The sequence below is a fragment of the Georgenia alba genome, assembly GCF_042665525.1.
Classification (GTDB): domain Bacteria; phylum Actinomycetota; class Actinomycetes; order Actinomycetales; family Actinomycetaceae; genus Allobogoriella; species Allobogoriella alba.
In genome coordinates this window covers 957634-975369 of record NZ_JBHTCQ010000001.1, presented here as the reverse complement: position 1 = coordinate 975369, position 17736 = coordinate 957634, and the positions used below count along the sequence as shown (strand labels likewise).

The window sequence follows — 17736 nt, the reverse complement described above, 5'->3', positions numbered from 1 at the left end:
CAGGCACTCTTGGTCATTCCCGAGACAGGATGGTATACCAGTATGCCACGCGAGGAGGCGATCATCATGACCGTTGCCATTCCGGCCGAGCGGGACCCTTACGCACTGGCGCCGGAGGATGTGAAGGAGCCGCCGCGAGGCTGGAGGGCCAGCCTGCGCTATCTGGGCCCGGGGCTCGTGACGAGCGCCTCGATCGTCGGCTCGGGGGAACTCATCGTGACCACGACCCTCGGGGCACAGGTGGGCTTCGTCCTGCTCTGGCTGGTGGTCGTCGCCACGCTCGTGAAGGTCGCACTCCAGGTTGAGCTGGCTCGCTGGACCATCACGACCGGGCGAACCGCGGTCACGGGCTTCAACACCATCTCCGGACGCATCGGGTCGCTGGCCTGGCCGAACGTGATCCTCGCGATCCTCGCGGTGGCCAAGGTTCTGCAAAGTGGCGCCGTGGTCGGTGGAGTCGCACTGGCGATGAGCTTTCTGCTGCCCATCGGAAGTCCGGACAGTGTCGGCTCGACCACGTTCTGGGTCGCCGTCGTGGTCGTGTCCACCGTGGTGCTGCTCTACTCCAACCGCTACCGGCGCCTGGAGAAGCTGGCGATCGGCATGGTTGTCGTGTTCTCCGTGCTGACAGTGCTGATCGCCGTCGGACTTCCGTTCACGGACTTCGGATACACCGCCGACGACGTGCTCCGCGGCATGGAGTTCGCGGTGCCGCCCGGTGCGCTCGGCGCCGCCGTCGCCATGTTCGCACTGACCGGGGTCGCGGCCGAGGAGATGACGCTCTACACCTACTGGTGCATCGAGAAGGGCTACGCCCGTTGGACGGGCCCTGACGACGGCTCGCCGGAGTGGGCGGCCCGGGCCAGGGGCTGGATCGGCGTGATGCAGAAGGACGCCATGGTCTCGTGGGTGGTGTACACGTTCTCGACGCTCGCGTTCTATCTGATGGGCGCGGCCGTCCTGCACTCGCAGAACATCGTGCCCGAGGGCGACTCCGAGATGATCGACGCGCTCAGCCGGCTGTACTCGGACACGCTCGGCGAGTGGGCGACCGCAATCTTCCTGATCGGAGCGGTTGCCGTCCTCCTGTCCACCCTGTGGGTCGGTGTCGCGGCATGGGGCCACATCATGACCGACCTGATGTCCAACGCCCGCCTCATCGACTGGACGGACCGTGCGTCGCGCGAGACGTGGTTCAAGGTCTTCACCGTCGCGTTGCCGGTGGCGTGGGGCGCGTCGTACCTCTTCATCCGCCTGCCTGTGGTGATGGTGCAGATCACCGGCATCGTGAGCGGATGCTTCCTGCTGGCGACCATGGTCGCCATCTGGATGTTGCGGCGGTCGACCCCGCGACACCTGCGCGGCGGCGCCGCGTTCACGGTTGCTCTGGTCGTCAGCAGCCTTGCGATAGCCCTCATCGGCGCCTACACGATCGCCTCCGCGTTCGGGCTCGAGCTGTGACGTCGCGGACGGCGATGAACGGCCAGGAGGAGCCCCGACCCAAGCACCTCTGGATCGGCGGGTCCTGGCGGTCCGGTGCGGATGGTCAGACGTTCACCGCGACGAGCCCCTCGACGGGTCGCGCCATCGGCACGCTCCAGCGGGGAACCGCGGAGGACGTCGATGCCGCGGTCCGGGCGGCCCGCGCCGCCTTCAACGACTACCGCCTGCTGCCGGTCTGGGAGCGAGCGGCGATCTGCGAGCGCATCGCACAGCTCATCCTGGAGAACGAGGCCCATCTGGCGGCGGTGGTCTCGGCGGACCAGGGAAAGCCCCTCCACCGCGAGGCGTTGCCCGAGGTCCGAAAGGCCGCAACGGGCTACCGGAACGCTGCCGCCCACGTGAAGCACCTCTACGGCCAGACGATCCCGGTCGAAGACCCTCACAAGCGCGTCTCCACCGTCCGGCAGCCACGTGGCGTGTATGCGGTCGTCACCCCGTGGAACGCGCCGGTCAACATCCCGACCGAGTACCTTGCACCTGCGCTCGCGACCGGGAACACCGTGGTATGGATCCCGGCACCGAGCACCAGCCTGTGCGCGGTGGCTCTCGCGGAGATCCTCGAGGAGGCGGGCGTACCGCCGGGGGTCATCAATCTGGTCACGGGTGAGGGCTCAGTCGTGGGTGACGCCGCGGTCGCCCACCCGGACGTCGACGCAGTCGGCTTTACGGGCAGCGTCACCACCGGGCGCCACATCGCTCATCGAGCTGCCGGCAAGGCTCAGCTCCTCGAGCTCGGGGGCAACGGTCCGACGATCGTCTTCGCAGATGCGAACCTCGAGCTGGCTGCCGAGGCGATCGCTGCCGCGTCGTTCACCAACGCCGGGCAGATCTGCTCGGCCAGCGAGGTGGTCCTCGTCGAGCGGAGCATCCAGGCGGAGCTGGGCGCGCTCGTGGCCGCGTTGGCCCAGGAGCGCCGGCTCGGCGCGCCGGAAGATCCGGGTACGTCGTTGGGGCCGCTCAACAACCACGACGTGGCGGACAAGATGGACCGTCACATCGCCGATGCCGTCGACCTCGGTGCCAGAGTCCTGACCGGCGGCGGCCGGGCACCTGGCCGCCCGACGGAGAACTACTACGAGCCGACCGTCCTCACCGGCGTCCCACGGGACGCCACCCTCTTCGCCGAGGAGAGCTTCGGTCCGATCGCACCGCTGACACCCTTCGACGACATCGCGGAGGTGCTGGAGGCGCTGCAGTCCCGGCAGTTCGGCCTGGCGAGTGCGGTGTGGACACGCAACATGGGCCGTGCGATGCGTGTGGCGGAAGCGGCACGGACGGGGACCGTGGTCATCAACGGCCCGTCGACCTACTGGGAGCTCCACCTCCCGTTCGGTGGGGGCAGCGGGACGTCGAGCGGCCTCGGCCGGATCGGGGGCCTGCAGACACTCGAGGCGATGACCGATCTCAAGACGATCAGCGTCGACCTGAGAGGCTTCTGAGTCATGAATGACCGTCCGACCTCCCCGCCCGCCACGTCGTATGCCCGAAGGACCAGCCCGGAGCGGCAGCAGGCGTCGACGCCGCGAGCGGTGCTCGTCCCGGCCGGCGCCGTCGAGCAGCACGGTCCGCACCTCCCGCTCGGGGTCGACGCCTGGCTGGCGACCGCCCTGTGCCACCGCGTTGCCGGGGTGCTCGGAGATGCGGTGACCGTGGCGGAACCGCTCAGCTACGGGTGCTCCTGGCACCACACGACCTTCGCCGGCACCGTGAGTCTCCGGACATCCACCTTCGTCGCGCTCCTCACCGACGTCTGCGCCGCACTGCACGCCGACGGCAACCACGTGGTGATCGTCAACGGTCACGGCGGTAACCGGGGCGTGCTCCAGGTCGCGGCCGCGGACCTTGCTGCCCAAGGTGTCCCGACGTGGTCCGTCTCGTACTTCGAGCTCCTCGGCGACATCGTCGCGCGACTGTTCGACGACCCTCGATCAGCGGGGCACGCCTGCGCCATGGAGACGTCGATGATGCTGTTCCTGTGGCCCGAGCTCGTCCGTGCCCGTCTCGTGCCGGAGGGCGGCACGCCGACGTCGTGGCCCGACCAGCACCTGTTCGGCGGCGACCATGTGCGTACCGTGAGATCGTTCGACAAGATCAACCCGACAGGCGTCGTCGGACGCCCGGACCTGGCCCGTGCCGACGCAGGCGAGGAACTGGTCAACGAGGCGGTCGCGCGCCTGGTCGACATCGTCCGGCGCGTGCTGTCGCAGCCGACGGCGGCCGGATCGCCGTCGGAGCAGTGAAGGGACCGCACGTGGTGGTAGACCAACCGGATGTGAGCGCGGAGCCGTCGATCCTGACCGGGCCTCTGGGGCGGGCCACGAGTCAGATGGACCTGATCGCGGCCGCTCTGCGCGAGTCCATCCTCAGCGGACGGCTGCCGGGCGACCAGGTGCTGGTCGAGCGCCGGCTCGCGGCCGAGCTGGGAGTCTCGAAGACGCCCGTCCGGGAGGCGCTCATCCAGCTCACGGCATCCGGGCTGGTCACCACGACGCGGAATCGCGGATCCGTGGTGCGCAGGCTCTCGGCGCAGGACGCGCGGCATGTGTACGAACAACGCCTGCTGCTCGAGCCTTGGGCGTACGCCGAGAGCATCCGCACCGGCAGGATCGACACCGACGAGGCGAGCAAGCATCTGGAGCGCTCCGAACTCCTCAGGGCTCGCGCCGACTGGCCCGCTGCGGTCCTCGCCAACCGCGCGTTCCACCAGTGTCTGTACGGCGCGTGCCCGAACCCGCTCATCGTGGAGAGTCTCGACCGGTTGCAGGACCTGACGGCGCTCGCCACCGTCTCGGTCGTGTGGGATGACCAGAAGATGACGTCCCAGGAACAGTCCGAGCACCGGCGACTCCTGGAGCTCGCCGTCGCCGGATCGGCAGACGAGGGCGAGCAGCTCATGCACGACCACATCCGCCGCGCCCTGGACAGCCGGACGGACCACCTGTCCTGAGATCCGGCTAGGAGCGCCGTTCTCGCTCGTAGATCTCGAGGGTCTGCGTGCTCGCCGGGTAGTTGTTCCGGAGCGGATGGCCGGACCTGATCCGCTCCAGGATGAAATCCTCCAGCTGCTCCTGCTTCAGCGCCTCCTCGGCGATCTCCTCCGCCAGGTGTGCGGGGATGCAGATGACACCGTCCGACCCTCCGACCATGACGTCGCCCGGGTACACAGCCACTCCACCGCAGGCGATGGGTTGGTTCAGGTCGACGACATGGTGGCGCGCCAGGTTGGTCGTCGGCGCGGCACCGTCGGCGAACGTGGGCATCGTGAGCGTTCTGAACCCGTCGACGTCCCGGACCGATCCGTCCGTGACGATCCCGGCGCCACCGCGCACCTCGAACCGCGTCGCCAGGATGTGGCCGAGGGAGGCGGCCGTCGTGTCCCGTCGCGAGTCGATGACGAGCACCGAGTCGGGCGGCGCTTCCTCGATCGCTCGACGCTGCGGGTGGTCGTAGTCGTCGAACACGCTCAGGACGTCGAGGTCCTCGCGGGCCGGGATGCTGCGCACCGTATAGGCGGGACCGACCATCTGTGGCTGGTCGGGGCGCAAGGGGACCGGACCGGACAGGTAGGTCGAGCGCAAACCCCGGACGAACAGCTGTGTCGTCAACGTCGCCACGCTCACGCGCTGCAGCGCCTTTCGCAGCTCGGGTTCGATCGACATGGACTCGTGCACGCGCCACCTCCTATGGTTGGTATACCAGTATGCCATCTACCACGCGCCGATCACGAGGAGCTCGCGAACCATGACCCTTCGATGCGCGGTTCTCGGCGGCGGGGTGATGGGCATCCTCCACGCCCAGGTGTACGCGAGCCTGCCGGACGTCGAGCTCGTGGCGATCGTCGAGCCCGACCCCACCCGGCACGAGCTGCTCGGACGGCTCCCCTGCCGCGTCCTGCGCGACCCGGCCCAGCTCGGCGACGTCGACGCCGTCTCCGCATGCCTGCCCGACCACGTACGGCTCTCCGCCCTGCGCCCGTTCCTCGAGCGCGGGACGCCTCTGCTCATCGAGAAGCCGTTCGCCACGAGCGTCACGGAGTGCCGGACGATGATGGATCTCGCCGGCCCGGACCAGATCATGGTGGGCCAGATCCTGCGCTTCGACCCGCGTGTGGCGGCACTGCGCGCCACCGTCCGCGAAGGCGAGCTCGGCAACCTGCAGGCAGGGAGGATCTGGCGATGCAGCAGCACCGCTACGGCGTCCCGCATCGCCGGCCGAACCTCGGTCGCGTGGTTCCTCGGCATCCACGACGTCGATCTGGTCCGCTACGTCACCGGGCAACGGATCGCGGCGGTCCGCGCGATCGGCCACTCCGTCCTCAGCAGGACCTACGACGTCGTTCGAGGCGAGCTGGTCCTCCAGAACGGCGCGGCGATCGGCTTCGACTGGTCGTGGATCTGGCCGAGCAGCTTCCCGGCAGGAATGACCGCGGGGCTCGAGGTCGTCGCGTCGGACGGCGCGGTCACCTGCGACCTCGGCCACGACAGCGTGCACGTCATCGACGAGCGGAGCGGCCGGCATCGCACACCGGACGTGTTCCACTGGCCGATGGGGCACGCGGGCGCCCCCATCGGGGACATCCGTGAGGAGATCGCCGGCTTCGTCGGCGCCGTCCGGAGCCGGCGACCCGCACCCGTCACCGCATCCGACGCGACCGAGTCCGTGGCCGTCATCGAGGCCGTGCACCGCTCCTGCGAGGACGAGGGCGCGTTGACGGACGTCGAGCTCTGACCCACGTCGAACGCTGACCCGCGCCGAGACGAGCACCCCATGCCGTGACGCCCTGGACGCACTCGGTGGCATGGTGGTATACCAATACACCACCCGACGAAGGGCAGACGAATCGTGAACACGCACACCAGCCGCTCGTGGCACTCTGGCCGCCCCTACTCACCCGCGGCGTCGTCCGGGGAGTGGGTCTACGTCTCTGGCCAGGTACCGGTGCGAGCGGACGGCTCGACGGCAGGCGAGGACGCCGGTGAGCAGGTCGCCCAGGTGCTTCAGAACGTCCGAGCCGCTCTCGAGGCGGCCGGTTCCCGGATGTCCGACGTCGTCAGCACGCAGGTCTTCCTCACCGACATCACGGACATCGACGCGGTCGACGCCGCCTACCGCGACACCTTCCCCGAAGGCGCGTACCCGAGCCGGACCACGGTGGAGATCTCCCGGCTGGGCCGGCCCGAGTTCCGCGTGGAGATCTCGGCGGTTGCCCATCATGTGCCCGGGGACTGACCTCACGCAGCGCCGCGGGGACGCGGGTTCGCGCGTGACCCGTGACGAGTTGACCTCTGCGCTGGAGGCGTTCCCCAGGCTCACCTTCACGCACGCCACGACCCCGCTCGAACCACTGCCCGGGCTGGCCGCGGAGCTGGGCGTTCCGGAGCTGCTGGTCAAGCGGGACGACCTCACCGGCCTGGCGTTCGGCGGCAGCAAGGTGCGCGCGCTCGAGTACATCGTCGCCGATGCGCAGTCGCAGTCCTGCGACGTCTTCGTCGCCGGCGGCGGGGTCGCGCAGTCCAACCATGCGCGCCTGTGCGCGGCGGCCGCCGTTCGTGCCGGGATGCGCCCGGTTCTGATCCTGCGGCGCGGTCGCGCCGGGACCGTTGGCGGCAACTACCTGATCACATCCCTGCTCGGCGCCGAGATCGAGTGGGTCGACGACGATCCCCGGATCACCGATCGCGGGGCGACGGCTGCACGCATGCACGCGGTGGCCGAGGAGCACCGCCGCCGGGGGCGTCGTCCGTACGTGCTGGAGTCCTCCGTCCACCCGCTCGGCGTGCTGGGCTACCTGCGGTGCGTCCTCGAGATGGCCGAGCAGCTGCGGGCCCGGGACGTGGAGAAGGTCGCCGTGTTCGCGACCTCCGAAGGTGTCGTCCTGACGGGCCTCCTGCTGGGCGCGCGCCTGCTCGGGCTCGACTGGACCGTGACCGGCGTGGGGTGGCGCCCACTGCCGGAGGGCATCGCCGAGCGCATTGCGGCCCTCGCCGCCGACGCCGCAACCCTCCTCGGCCTGACCAGCCCGATCCGCGCCAGGGACGTGGTCGTCCTGGACCACGGCGGACCGGACTACGCGGTCGCGTCCGGCCCGGTGTGGGAGCTGCTCACGCGCTGTGCCCAGGTGGACGGGCTGCTGCTGGACCCGGTCTACACCGCCAAAGGGATGTCCGGCCTCGTCCAGGACGTGGCTGACGGCAACGTCGAGGGCGGCCGCACACCGGTCTTCGTCCACACCGGAGGGCTGCCCGCGCTCTTCGCCCACGACGGTCGTGGCAGGCCCTACGGAGCATCGTGACGCTCAGGGATCTGGCAGGACAGGTCGTGGTCGTCACAGGGGCGGGCCACGGAATCGGCGCAGCCGTCGCCCGGGCGGCGGCCGAGGCCGGCGCCGCGGTCGCACTGCTCGACGTCGACCGCGCGGCCGTCGAGGAGGTCGCGCTGGCACTCGGCCCCGACACCACGTCGTACGTCGCCGACACGACAGATGCCCGTGCCGTCGAGCGGGCCGTGGACGAGGCCGCCGCACGCTACGGCACGCCGACGGCCCTGGTGAACAACGCAGCGCTCACCTCTGTCCGGCCAGGTGGCCAGGTGGGTGGTAGGGCGCTCGACATGCCGCTCCAGCGTTGGCGGCGCGTCCTCGACGTGAACGTGACCGGCGCGTTCATCTGCTCGCAGGTGGTGGCACGCAGCATGGGACCCGGCGGTGGGTCCATCGTCAACATGGCGTCCCTGCAAGGACTCGTCCCGAACGCCGGAACCGTCGACTACTGCGTCAGCAAGGCCGGACTCATCATGCTGACCAAGTGCCTCGCCGGCGAGTGGGCGGCGGCGGCGATCCGCGTGAACGCCGTCGCGCCCGGACCGATCTGGACGGACCCGTCCTCGAGACCCGCGGCGGGCACCGATGCGCTCGACGGTTCCTGGGGGACGACCGAGGACGTGGTCGACGCCGTGCTCTACCTCACCGACCCGCGGTCGCGCTTCGTGAACGGTCACGTCCTCGCGGTCGACGGCGGCGCCTCCCTGCGCTACCGGACGGCGCCGTCGCGCAGGACAGCCGGTCTGGACGGTGAGCGCGGATGAGCGTTCCCGGAGCCGGCGTCATCGTGGCCGGTCTGCTCCTGGACGGGACCGGAGGTCCGGGCGTCGAGGACGCCGCGATCCTGTTCGACGACGGCCGCATCGTCGCCGCCGGGCCTGCGACCGCCGTCCTGGCCCACCCGGCGGCAGCGGACGCCAGACGGCGGGATCTCGACACCTCGACCCTCACGCCGGGCCTGGTCGACGCACACGTCCACCTCGCGTACGGCCGCCCCACGGACCCGGGTTGGCCCGACATGGCCCCACGACCACAGGGCTACTCGGCGTGGGCGCTGGCCGGCGCCCAGTCCGCCCTGAGCCGAGGCGTCACCACGGTCCGCGACTGCGGCTCGCCCGAGGGCATTGCTCTGGACGTCCGCAGGCTCCTGCGGACGGGGCTCGTCCGCGGCGCCCGGGTGCTCGCATGCGGACCGTGCCTGACCACCTCCGGCGGGCACGGGGAGTTCCTCGGCGTGACCGCCGACGGCACCGAGGAGCTTCGGGCGCGCCTGCGAGACCTGGCACCGCAACGGCCGGACGCGGTCAAGGTGATGGCCACGGGCGGCTCGATGGACCCGCACACCGACCGGCGGAGCGCGCAGTACTCGACCGACGAGCTGGCTGCCGTGGTCGCCGAGGCCGACCGGCTGGGGGTACAGGTCGTCGCGCACGCGAACGCCACGGAGGGAATCCGGCGTGCGGTTCTCGCCGGCGTTCAGGTGATCGCACACTGCAACTTCCTGGCCGCGCAGGACGGGCGGCTCGACGTCGACCACGAGGTCATCGCCGAGATGGCGGCGAGGAAGGTCTACGTCGACCTCAACCTCGGCGCCGCCATGGTGCCGCTCCGGGAGGTCGACGCCCGTCAGGAGCCGCCGGAGGCGGACGTCCCCGAGGACCGGTGGCGGCTGCTGCGCAGCCTGCCGGAGCTCGCGCCGCGCACCTTCTTCACCAGTGACGCCTTCGGTCCGGCGGTCGGTGACTTTCCCGACCTCCTGGCCCAGGCCGCACGTCGATGGCAGCTCAGCCTCGCGGAGGTGCTCTGGCGCGCGACCGGTCTGCCGGCCGAGGCGATGGGGAAGGGAGCCACGTTCGGGTCCCTGCTCCCCGGGCGGGTGGCGGACATCTGCGTCTACGACGGCGACCTCCGGACCGACCCCGATCTACTCGGCTCCCCGCAGATGGTCCTCCAGGCGGGCATACCCGTCGCCGGTCCCGGCCGCCTCGCCACCCGGTAGGCGTCCGCACCTCACCACGTTGTCGCTCCCACTCAAGGAGGAGTTCCATGAACGGCACGCTCACCAGACGGTCCGTGCTTCGCCGCGGCAGTCTCCTGGCCGCGATGGTCGCCATCCCGGGTCTGGCGGCATGTCGCCCCGAGTCCTCGGCGTCGGACGGGGCGATCAGCTATCTCAACGCCTCGACCGGCCAGGAGCCGGTGCTCGAGGAGCTGAACGCCCGCTACCGGGACGAGGCCGCAGTCAGGATCCGGGTGGAGACGATCGCTCAGGACTACGACCAGGCGTTGCGCGCCCGGGCCCAGGCGCGGGAGATGCCCGACCTCTACTACCCGACGCTCGGCGGCACCCTGAACGACCACGCCCCCTACGTGGACGGCGGATGGCCGCTGGACCTCACCGACGTGATGGACGACGGCTGGCGCGACAGCTTCAGCCCCGAGCTGCTGGCCTACACGACGTACGCAGCCGAGAACCGGTGGGGAGTCGAGCCCGGCATCTACTCGGTGCCGTTCGACGGCAACTGCTGGATGATGCTCTGCAACCACGACCTGTGGCGGCAGGCCGACCTCGACCCCGAGGAACCGCCCGCCACCTGGGACGAGTTCGTCAGCGCGCTCCGACAGCTCCGGAACGTGACCGACCAGCCCTTCGGGATGAACCCGGGCCAGACCTACGGCCCGGAGGCGTTCGCGTTGACCTTCGGCAGCAACCTGCTCGGGGTCGACACCGTCGTGGCGACGACGGCGGGCGAGCACCCGTGGACCAGTGCCGAGTGGCGGACCGTCCTGGAGCTCCTCCAGGAGCTGAGGGACGCGGACGTGCTCGCGCCCGGTTCGACCACCTGGCAGATGCCCGACGTCGAGCAGGCGTTCTTCGCCCAGAAGAATCTGGCCACGGCTTTCGGATTCTCGAGCAGCATCCCGGTGGGACAGAGCCTGGACGCCGAGTTCGACGGGTTCGGGGCGTTCCTCCCACCGCCGCCGACCTCCGCCGAGATGCGCATCCAGGGCGGGAAGAGCAAGAGCGTCGCGATCAACGCCCGCAGCCCTCGCGTGGAGGAGATCGTGGAGTACCTGCGCTGGTTCACCGCACCTGAGCAGCAGCGACACTACGCCCGGGCACTGCCGACCATCCCGGTGAACCCCGCCGTCATGTCCTCGCCCGACGACCTCGACCCCAGGATCACGCCGTTCGCGGAGCACATGGACCGGATCATGCCGCCCGAGGCTGCCCTGCTGACACCGGTCGCCGACGCCCTCTCACGCGGCGTCCAGCAGCTCCTGGTCGGCGACAACGACGCGGCGGGGATCCTGACGAACGTGCAGGCGGCGCAGGATGAGGGTTAGGGGCGCGACGTCGCGGTCCCGCCGGGCTCAGCTCACGGGCGCCGCGTTCGTCCTGCCGGCCATGGTCCTCATCGCCGCCCTCCAGGTCTACCCGTTGTTCCGTGGGGCGCTGCTCAGCCTGCAGGAGTGGGACGGCATCTCGTTCACGCCGACCTTCGTCGGGCTCGAGAACTACCACCGGCTCTGGGGCGACGAGGTGTTCTGGCGGTCGATGGGCAATGCCTTCGGCTTCGGTGCGGTCGGCCTGCTCGTCGGCGGCGCGCTCGGCCTGGTCATGGCCCTCGCGGTGAACACCGATCCGCGGGGTGCCCGTTTCTTCCGAGCCGTGTTCTTCCTTCCGTGGATGCTGTCACCGGTCGTCTTCGGCTTCCTCTGGGACTGGCTGCTCGATCCTGCGATCGGTCCGGTCAACGAGCTGCTGGCGGTGATCGGGTCGGAGACGTGGCGGCACGCGTGGTTCGGGGAGCCGGACACCGCCTTCTGGGCCGTCGCGTTCGTGTACGTGTGGTCCCACTGGGGCTTCGGGTTCCTGCTGTTCCTTGCCGGTCTGCAGAACATCCCCTCCAGCGTCAGGGAGGCCGCGATGCTCGACGGCGCGGGTGCGTGGGCCCGGTTCCGGTACGTGGTCTGGCCGCTCCTGCGCCCGGTCACGGTGGTCGTCTCGGTCGTCTCCGTCCTGCTCGCGCTGCAGATCTTCGGCACGGTGCTCGTCACGACGGACGGCGGTCCGGGATTCCGCACCGAGGTCCCCACGCTCCGCATCTACAAGGAGTCGTTCGAGAACTACGAGTTCGGGCTGGGCGCTGCCATGTCGATCGTGTTCGGACTCGTCCTCGTGGTGCTGTCCGTCGTGCAGTTCGTGGTCGCGAGACGGAGTCCCGATGCGTAGGGCCAGGTCGACCGCGAGCGCCGGCACGCGTCGGCTCCGCCCCTCGCGGGCAGCGGTGTACGCGCTCCTCGTCGCGGGCGCCTTGGCGACGCTCTGCCCCCTCGTGCTGCTGTACACGGGTGCGCTCCAGTCGACCGCCGAGATCAACCGCGGGGAGAGCATCCTGCCCGGCACGTTGCGTTGGTCGAACTTCGCCGACGTGTGGACCGACGGCAGGTTCTACCAGTACGTCGGCAACAGCGTGCTCTACAGCGCCGTCGTCGTCCCGGTCTCGGTGCTGCTCGCGGCGATGGCGGCGTACGGATTCGCGCGGCACCGGTTCCCCGCTCGGCTGTTCGCCCTCGGGGTGACCCTGGCCATGCTGATGGTTCCGGCGTCCGCCATCTTCCTGCCGCTCTACTCGACGTTGCTGGACCTCGGTCTGACGAACACCCGGATCGGCTATGTGGCCGCGATGACGGCCAGCACCCTGCCCCTGAGCGTGTTCATCCTCATCCGCTTCTTCCGGGCCATCCCGGTGGAGGTCGAGGAGGCGGCGGTGATCGACGGCGCCTCGAAGTGGCGGATCTTCACGCGCGTCATGCTGCCGCTGGCGCGGCCGGGACTGGCCGCGTCGGCGGTGCTCAACCTGGTGCACGTGTGGAACGAGTTCACCCTCGCCCTGGTGGTCTTCCGCGACGCCGAGCTGATGCCGGTCCAACAGGGTCTCGTCCAGTTCGCGAATGCCGAGCGGCCGCAGCAGAACCTCATGCTCGCCGCGGCGGCACTCGCGCTCGTGCCGGTGCTGGTCGTCTACCTCGTCGCGCAACGCTCGATCGATCGTGGCATCACGGAGGGGGCCACCGTTGGTTGACCCTGTGGCGTTCGACACTCACACCCACGTGTGGTCGGCAGACACGGCGGCCTTCCCGTTTGGTCCGTACGACGACGTGCCCGTGCCACGCAGCCCGTACCCGGTGGAACATCTGGTCCGGGACCTGGGGACTGCCGGTGTCGCGGCAGCCGCCGTCATCCAGCCGAGGGTGTACGGGCCGGACCACGGTTACCTGGACGAGGTGCTGCGTCGGTTCCCCGACCGACTGGTCGGCGTCTGCCTGGCGGACCCGCTGCGGCCGCCGTCGGTCGAGGAGCTCCGTACCCGCTTCACACCCCGCGCGGGCTACCGGGGCATCCGCATGGTCGGCCTTGGTCGCGACCGGAGCTGGCCGCTGGCCGGCGCAGACGTCTGGCGTGCGGCAGAGGGAGTCGATGCCGTCCTGAGTCTTCTGGTCGAGCCGCATCAGCTCCGCGCCGTGCTGACGATGGCTCGGCGACATCCGACCGTCACCGTGGTCATCGACCATCTGGGCTACTGCCGTCCCGGAACGCCGCGCCGCTTCGTCGACGACATGCTGGCGCTGGCAGACGTGCCCGAGGTCTACCTCAAGCTGTCCGCGTTCGGAGCCCTCTCCGGCCACACGGCTCCGTTCCAGGACCTCACCGGGCTCGTCTCGGAACTCCTCCGGGTGTTCGGGGCGGACCGGCTGCTGTGGGGCAGCGACCTGCCGCACGCGCTCTCCTACGGGGAGTACTCCTCCAGCCTCGAGGCAGCCCGCCACCACCTCTCGGGCATACCGACCTCGGACCGGAACAAGGTCCTGCTCGCGAATGCCGCACGCATCTACCGGCGGTAGACGCGGCCCCTGCCACGTTCGCGCCCGGACACACAGCCCCGGAAAGCGAAATGTCGGGACACCGTGTGCACGATGTCCCGACACCTCACCAGCGCGGTAGCGGTGGGATTTGAACCCACGGTGGCTGTTAACCACACAGCATTTCGAGTGCTGCACCTTCGGCCGCTCGGACACGCTACCTCGGCCGTCGATGGTACCGGGCGGCCTCATGGCGCCCCAAACCGTGGGTGCGTGCGACGGGTCACGTCGGGCGAGAAGCTCGTGCGAGCGGGTGCCACCGGCCGCCGGATGCTCCCTCTCGTCGAGCCGAGGCCTCAGAATCCCATGGTCAGCTCGCGCCAGGACCGCAGCAGGGGTCGCAGGTCGCCGTCGCAGACGCGGACCGCCTCGTCCCGCATCTGGACCGGCGCCGGGGCGGGCTCGACCTGTTCGGTCGGCTCCGTGCCGGCACCCACCGCCGCCTCCCGCCGGGTGAGCCGGTGCATGAGCTCGCGCACCCCGTCCTCCGCGGCCAGGTAGACCTCCGGCTCCGCGGCGTCCCGGCGCACCCGGACGAACGACCACCAGCCCCCCTCGATCTCCGGCTCCTCGTCGAGCAGGGCGCGCTGCAGCAGCCACACGTCACCGTCGGTCACCGACACCCGGATGCGGCGCAGGTGCCCCGCGCCGTTGAGGATCTCGACGAGCTCCTCGTCCTCATCGGTCCACGCGACGTCGACCCCCGCGAGGTAGGACGTGACCACCTCGCGGCCGCGGACGGCCAGGTCCGCACCAGCCGTGCTGTCCATGTCACGACGGTACGGGCGTCCCCCACCGTCGCGCTCGCGAAACGCCGCCTTGTCACGCCGTCGTAACCTGACGCGGTGCCCGCGGCCGGATCCCGCCGTAACCTGGCGCGGTGCCTGAGAGCGACCGTCCCCGCCCCGCGCAGCACACCGTGGCGGACCTCTTCCCCAGCGGGTCGCCGCCGCGGCTCGTCGTGCGGCCGATGACGATCGCGCCGCCGGCCGAGGGGGCGCTGCCCGACCCGGAGGACGTCCAGGCGGCCCTGCAGCCGCTCGTGGAGCTGCTGTCCGGGCGGCGGCTCGCGGTGCTGACCGGCGCGGGGATCTCGACCGACTCCGGCATCCCGGACTATCGCTCTCCCGGTGCCCGTCCGCGCCGGCCCATGACGCACCAGCAGTTCGTCTCCTCGGAGCGGTTCCGTCGTCACTACTGGGCACGCAACCACATCGGCTGGCGGCACCTGCAGCAGGCCGAGCCGAACCCGGGCCACCACGCGCTGGCCGCCATGGAGCGCGCCGGCCTGCTCACCGGGCTCATCACGCAGAACATCGACCTGCTGCACGTGCGGGCCGGCTCGCGGCACGTGGTCCACCTGCACGGCCGCTACGACCGCGTGCTGTGCCTTGCCTGCGGACTGGTGCTCAGCCGCGAGGAGCACGACGCCACGCTCGTCGCCCTCAACCCGCACTGGCTGGACAGTCTGAGCGCCGTGGCTGACCTCGAGGTGGCACCGGACGCGGACGTGGTGCTGGACTCGACGGCGGAGTTCCGGATCGCCGACTGCCCGCGGTGCGGCGGCATCCTCAAGCCCGACGTCGTCTTCTTCGGTGACAACACCCCGCGGGACCGGGTCGAGGAGGCCGGTGCGATCGTCGACGAGGCCGAGGCACTGCTGGTCGCGGGATCGTCGTTGGCCGTGATGGGCGGGCTGCGGTACGTCCGGCGGGCGGCGAAGGCCGGCCGCCCGGTCGGGATCGTGAACCGCGGCACCACCCGAGGCGACGACCTGGCGCACCTCCGCGTGCACGTGGGGACCTCGGAGGCACTCCCGACACTGGCCCGCGCCCTCGGCGCATGAGGTTCCCGCGCAGCTGCTCCCGGCTCGCTACCGGGTCCGGAACCCGCGCAGCCCCTCCGGCTCCTCGTCACTCGCCTCGACGCGGGCGACGTCGGCGAGCCGCGGGCCCCGGTCCGCCCATTCCACGAGCTTCCCGACGGCGTCGGGCTCGCCCTCGACGACGATCTCGACCGTGCCGTCCGGCCGGTTGCGGACCCAGCCACTCACCCCGAGGCGGGCGGCGACCTCCTCGCACGTGTAGCGGAACCCGACGCCCTGCACGCGGCCGTGGACGACGAGGTGTCGGCGGATCATGCGGCCAGTCTCCCGAGGCGGCGCGCGGCACGCACGTCGCCTCAGGCCTGCTCCGCGGTGCCGCGGCGCGCGTCGAAGAAGTCGCGCAGCAGCTCGCCGCTCTCCGCGGCCCGGACACCGGACATCACCTCGACGCGGTGGTTGAGACGGGCGTCCCGCACGACGTCGCGGACCGAGCCGGTGGCGCCGGCCTTGGGGTCCCAGGCGCCGAGCACGACCCGCGCGAGACGCGAGAGGACCACGGCGCCCGCGCACATGGTGCACGGCTCGAGCGTCACGACGAGGGTGCAGCCCTCCAGACGCCAGGTACCGAGCGTTGCCGCCGCCTGCCGGAGGGCGAGGATCTCGGCGTGCGCGGTCGGGTCACCGTCGACCTCCCGGCGGTTGCGGCCGCCGCCCAGTCGCGCGCCGTCGGGGCCCAGCACGACGGCGCCGACGGGTACGTCGCCGTCGTCCGCGGCCTCCTGGGCGAGGCGCAGCGCCTCGACCATGGCGGCGTCCACCTCCGGGGTGGCACGCGAGCCCGGTCCAGCCGTCATGCCGCCATGATGGCAGGGCCGTGCCCGGCCATGGCGGCCGGTAGGTTGGCCCCATGCGCGTCCACGTGGCCGACCACCCGCTCATCGCCCACAAGCTCACCGTCCTGCGTGACCAGCGGACGGAGTCCCCCACCTTCCGGCTGCTGGTGGACGAGCTCGTCACGCTCCTCGCCTACGAGGCCACCCGGGACGTCCGCGTCACCGAGGTCGAGATCGACACCCCGGTGGCGCGCACCACCGGCATCCACCTCGCGGCGCCGCGCCCGATCGTGGTGCCGATCCTGCGCGCGGGGCTCGGCATGCTCGCCGGCATGAGCCGCCTGCTGCCGACGGCGGAGGTCGGCTTCCTCGGCATGCAGCGCGACGAGCAGACCTTCGAGGCGATCACGTACGCCAACCGGCTGCCCGACGACCTCTCGGGCCGTCAGTGCTTCGTGCTGGATCCGATGCTGGCCACCGGCCACACCCTGATCGCCGCCGTCGAGTACCTCCTCGAACGGGGCGCGGTCGACGTCACGGCGATCTGCCTGCTCGCCGCCCCGGAAGGGCTCCAGACCCTGGAGCAGGCCGTGGGTGAGCGTGGTGACGTCGGCATCGTCACCGCGGCGGTCGACGAGCGCCTCAACAACCAGCGGTTCATCGTCCCCGGCCTGGGTGACGCGGGCGACCGGCTCTACGGCGTCGTGGACTGACCGTGGACTGACGCCGGGGCTGCGGCCGGCCGCCATCAGCCCGTGGAGGTAGGGCCGCCGAGGCATGCGCGCTTCGCCGTCACGGCGCTCACCCTACGTCCGGCCAGGCCGGCCTACCCCCGCGAGCGGAGCAGGGCGAGCAGGGTCCGGACGGTCTGCCGCGCGGCCAGCAGGTCCCGCCGGTGCACGCCCCCGGCTGCCAGCATCGCCTCGCGATCCGCGTCGGCGTCCGCCACCAGCCGGTCGAGGACCCGGCGCCCCGCCGGGGTGAGACCGACCAGCGGGGAGGCACGATGGCGTGGGTTGTCCCGCCTGGCCACGAGCCCGTCCGCGGCGAGCCGGTCGACGACCCGCTGGACGCTCTGCCGCGTCAGCCCGAGGCGGGAGGCGACCCCCGGCACGCTCACCTCCTCCTCCGCCACCACGCTCATCACGTGCCAGCGCGCCACCGACTGCCCGTGCCGCGCCGCCACCCGGTCGCTGGTGCGCCGCGCCGCGCTCGCGAGCTCGTACACGTCTGCCATGAGGAGCCGGTAGGCCTCGGCCTCGTCGCTGGGGTGTGATCCGGGCATGACGACAGCATGCTGTCATAGCATGACAGGGTGTTGTCAAGAT

The 17736-nt window shown here is 70.9% G+C and carries 20 protein-coding genes and 1 tRNA gene; 15 read left to right on the top strand and 6 right to left on the bottom strand.

Annotated features, from left to right (window positions below; genetic code table 11):
• Positions 1–66: 66 nt before the first annotated feature.
• The 4 genes from ACFQQL_RS04615 (at position 67) to ACFQQL_RS04600 (ending at position 4450) form a co-directional block, all read left to right on the top strand.
• The gene (locus ACFQQL_RS04615) at positions 67–1461 is read left to right on the top strand and encodes an Nramp family divalent metal transporter (RefSeq protein WP_382391719.1); all 1395 of its coding nucleotides are present in this window, start codon (positions 67–69) and stop codon (positions 1459–1461) included.
• Entirely contained in the window at positions 1458–2942 is a 1485-nt protein-coding gene (locus tag ACFQQL_RS04610) for an aldehyde dehydrogenase family protein (protein ID WP_382391717.1), read from the top strand. The genes ACFQQL_RS04615 and ACFQQL_RS04610 overlap by 4 nt, the downstream gene beginning before the upstream one ends.
• 3 nt (positions 2943–2945) lie before the next feature.
• Entirely contained in the window at positions 2946–3743 is a 798-nt protein-coding gene (locus ACFQQL_RS04605; protein WP_382391715.1) for a creatininase family protein, read from the top strand.
• An 86-nt stretch (positions 3744–3829) separates the two neighbouring features.
• On the top strand, positions 3830–4450 hold the full coding sequence (locus ACFQQL_RS04600; RefSeq protein WP_382391713.1) for a GntR family transcriptional regulator: 621 nt from the start codon (positions 3830–3832) through the stop codon (positions 4448–4450).
• A gap of 7 nt (positions 4451–4457) precedes the next feature.
• Here ACFQQL_RS04600 and ACFQQL_RS04595 read toward each other — a convergent pair whose 3' ends face one another.
• Positions 4458–5174, bottom strand: coding sequence for a ribonuclease activity regulator RraA (locus tag ACFQQL_RS04595; RefSeq protein ID WP_382391711.1), 717 nt, complete (start codon positions 5172–5174; stop codon positions 4458–4460).
• A 70-nt stretch (positions 5175–5244) separates the two neighbouring features.
• Here ACFQQL_RS04595 and ACFQQL_RS04590 point away from each other — a divergent pair, with 70 nt between their 5' ends.
• From ACFQQL_RS04590 to ACFQQL_RS04550, 9 genes are all read left to right on the top strand, one after another.
• Positions 5245–6231, top strand: coding sequence for a Gfo/Idh/MocA family protein (locus ACFQQL_RS04590; RefSeq protein WP_382391709.1), 987 nt, complete (start codon positions 5245–5247; stop codon positions 6229–6231).
• 114 nt (positions 6232–6345) lie between these two features.
• Complete coding sequence (locus ACFQQL_RS04585) at positions 6346–6732, top strand: RidA family protein (protein WP_382391707.1); 387 nt, start codon at positions 6346–6348, stop codon at positions 6730–6732.
• Between the two features lie 34 nt (positions 6733–6766).
• Positions 6767–7795 (top strand): pyridoxal-phosphate dependent enzyme, encoded by a 1029-nt coding sequence (locus ACFQQL_RS04580; RefSeq protein WP_382391705.1) that lies wholly within the window; start codon positions 6767–6769, stop codon positions 7793–7795.
• The gene (locus tag ACFQQL_RS04575) at positions 7792–8586 is read left to right on the top strand and encodes an SDR family NAD(P)-dependent oxidoreductase (RefSeq protein WP_382391703.1); all 795 of its coding nucleotides are present in this window, start codon (positions 7792–7794) and stop codon (positions 8584–8586) included. The genes ACFQQL_RS04580 and ACFQQL_RS04575 overlap by 4 nt, the downstream gene beginning before the upstream one ends.
• Positions 8583–9821, top strand: a complete 1239-nt coding sequence (locus ACFQQL_RS04570) for an amidohydrolase family protein (RefSeq protein ID WP_382391700.1) — start codon at positions 8583–8585, stop codon at positions 9819–9821. The genes ACFQQL_RS04575 and ACFQQL_RS04570 overlap by 4 nt, the downstream gene beginning before the upstream one ends.
• 47 nt (positions 9822–9868) lie before the next feature.
• Entirely contained in the window at positions 9869–11170 is a 1302-nt protein-coding gene (locus ACFQQL_RS04565; RefSeq protein ID WP_382391698.1) for an ABC transporter substrate-binding protein, read from the top strand.
• Entirely contained in the window at positions 11160–12059 is a 900-nt protein-coding gene (locus tag ACFQQL_RS04560; protein ID WP_382391696.1) for a carbohydrate ABC transporter permease, read from the top strand. The genes ACFQQL_RS04565 and ACFQQL_RS04560 overlap by 11 nt, the downstream gene beginning before the upstream one ends.
• Positions 12052–12912, top strand: a complete 861-nt coding sequence (locus tag ACFQQL_RS04555; protein WP_382391694.1) for a carbohydrate ABC transporter permease — start codon at positions 12052–12054, stop codon at positions 12910–12912. Before ACFQQL_RS04560 ends, ACFQQL_RS04555 begins: the two co-directional genes overlap by 8 nt.
• On the top strand, positions 12881–13732 hold the full coding sequence (locus ACFQQL_RS04550) for an amidohydrolase family protein (RefSeq protein WP_382391692.1): 852 nt from the start codon (positions 12881–12883) through the stop codon (positions 13730–13732). Before ACFQQL_RS04555 ends, ACFQQL_RS04550 begins: the two co-directional genes overlap by 32 nt.
• A 94-nt stretch (positions 13733–13826) precedes the next feature.
• On the opposite strand, the gene ACFQQL_RS04545 is transcribed toward ACFQQL_RS04550, so the two are convergent.
• A tRNA-Ser gene (locus ACFQQL_RS04545) sits at positions 13827–13912 on the bottom strand.
• A 134-nt stretch (positions 13913–14046) separates the two neighbouring features.
• Positions 14047–14520 (bottom strand): hypothetical protein, encoded by a 474-nt coding sequence (locus ACFQQL_RS04540; RefSeq protein WP_382391690.1) that lies wholly within the window; start codon positions 14518–14520, stop codon positions 14047–14049.
• A 200-nt stretch (positions 14521–14720) separates the two neighbouring features.
• On the opposite strand from ACFQQL_RS04540, the gene ACFQQL_RS04535 reads away from it, so the two are divergent.
• Positions 14721–15596: an NAD-dependent protein deacetylase gene (locus ACFQQL_RS04535; RefSeq protein ID WP_382393784.1), complete on the top strand. Its 876-nt coding sequence runs from the start codon at positions 14721–14723 to the stop codon at positions 15594–15596.
• Positions 15597–15623: 27 nt separating this feature from the next.
• Here the strand turns inward: ACFQQL_RS04535 and ACFQQL_RS04530 are convergent, their stop codons facing one another.
• Together ACFQQL_RS04530 and tadA are read right to left on the bottom strand one after the other, a co-directional pair.
• Entirely contained in the window at positions 15624–15890 is a 267-nt protein-coding gene (locus tag ACFQQL_RS04530) for an acylphosphatase (RefSeq protein ID WP_382391688.1), read from the bottom strand.
• Between the two features lie 41 nt (positions 15891–15931).
• Positions 15932–16429, bottom strand: coding sequence for a tRNA adenosine(34) deaminase TadA (tadA, locus tag ACFQQL_RS04525; protein ID WP_382391686.1), 498 nt, complete (start codon positions 16427–16429; stop codon positions 15932–15934).
• A 53-nt stretch (positions 16430–16482) separates the two neighbouring features.
• Between tadA and upp the strand changes: the two genes are divergently transcribed.
• A complete protein-coding gene (upp, locus tag ACFQQL_RS04520) occupies positions 16483–17121 on the top strand; it encodes a uracil phosphoribosyltransferase (RefSeq protein ID WP_382391684.1) in 639 nt (212 codons plus the stop codon).
• 113 nt (positions 17122–17234) lie between these two features.
• Here the strand turns inward: upp and ACFQQL_RS04515 are convergent, their stop codons facing one another.
• A complete protein-coding gene (locus ACFQQL_RS04515) occupies positions 17235–17693 on the bottom strand; it encodes a MarR family winged helix-turn-helix transcriptional regulator (protein WP_382391682.1) in 459 nt (152 codons plus the stop codon).
• Between the last annotated feature and the right edge of the window lie 43 nt (positions 17694–17736).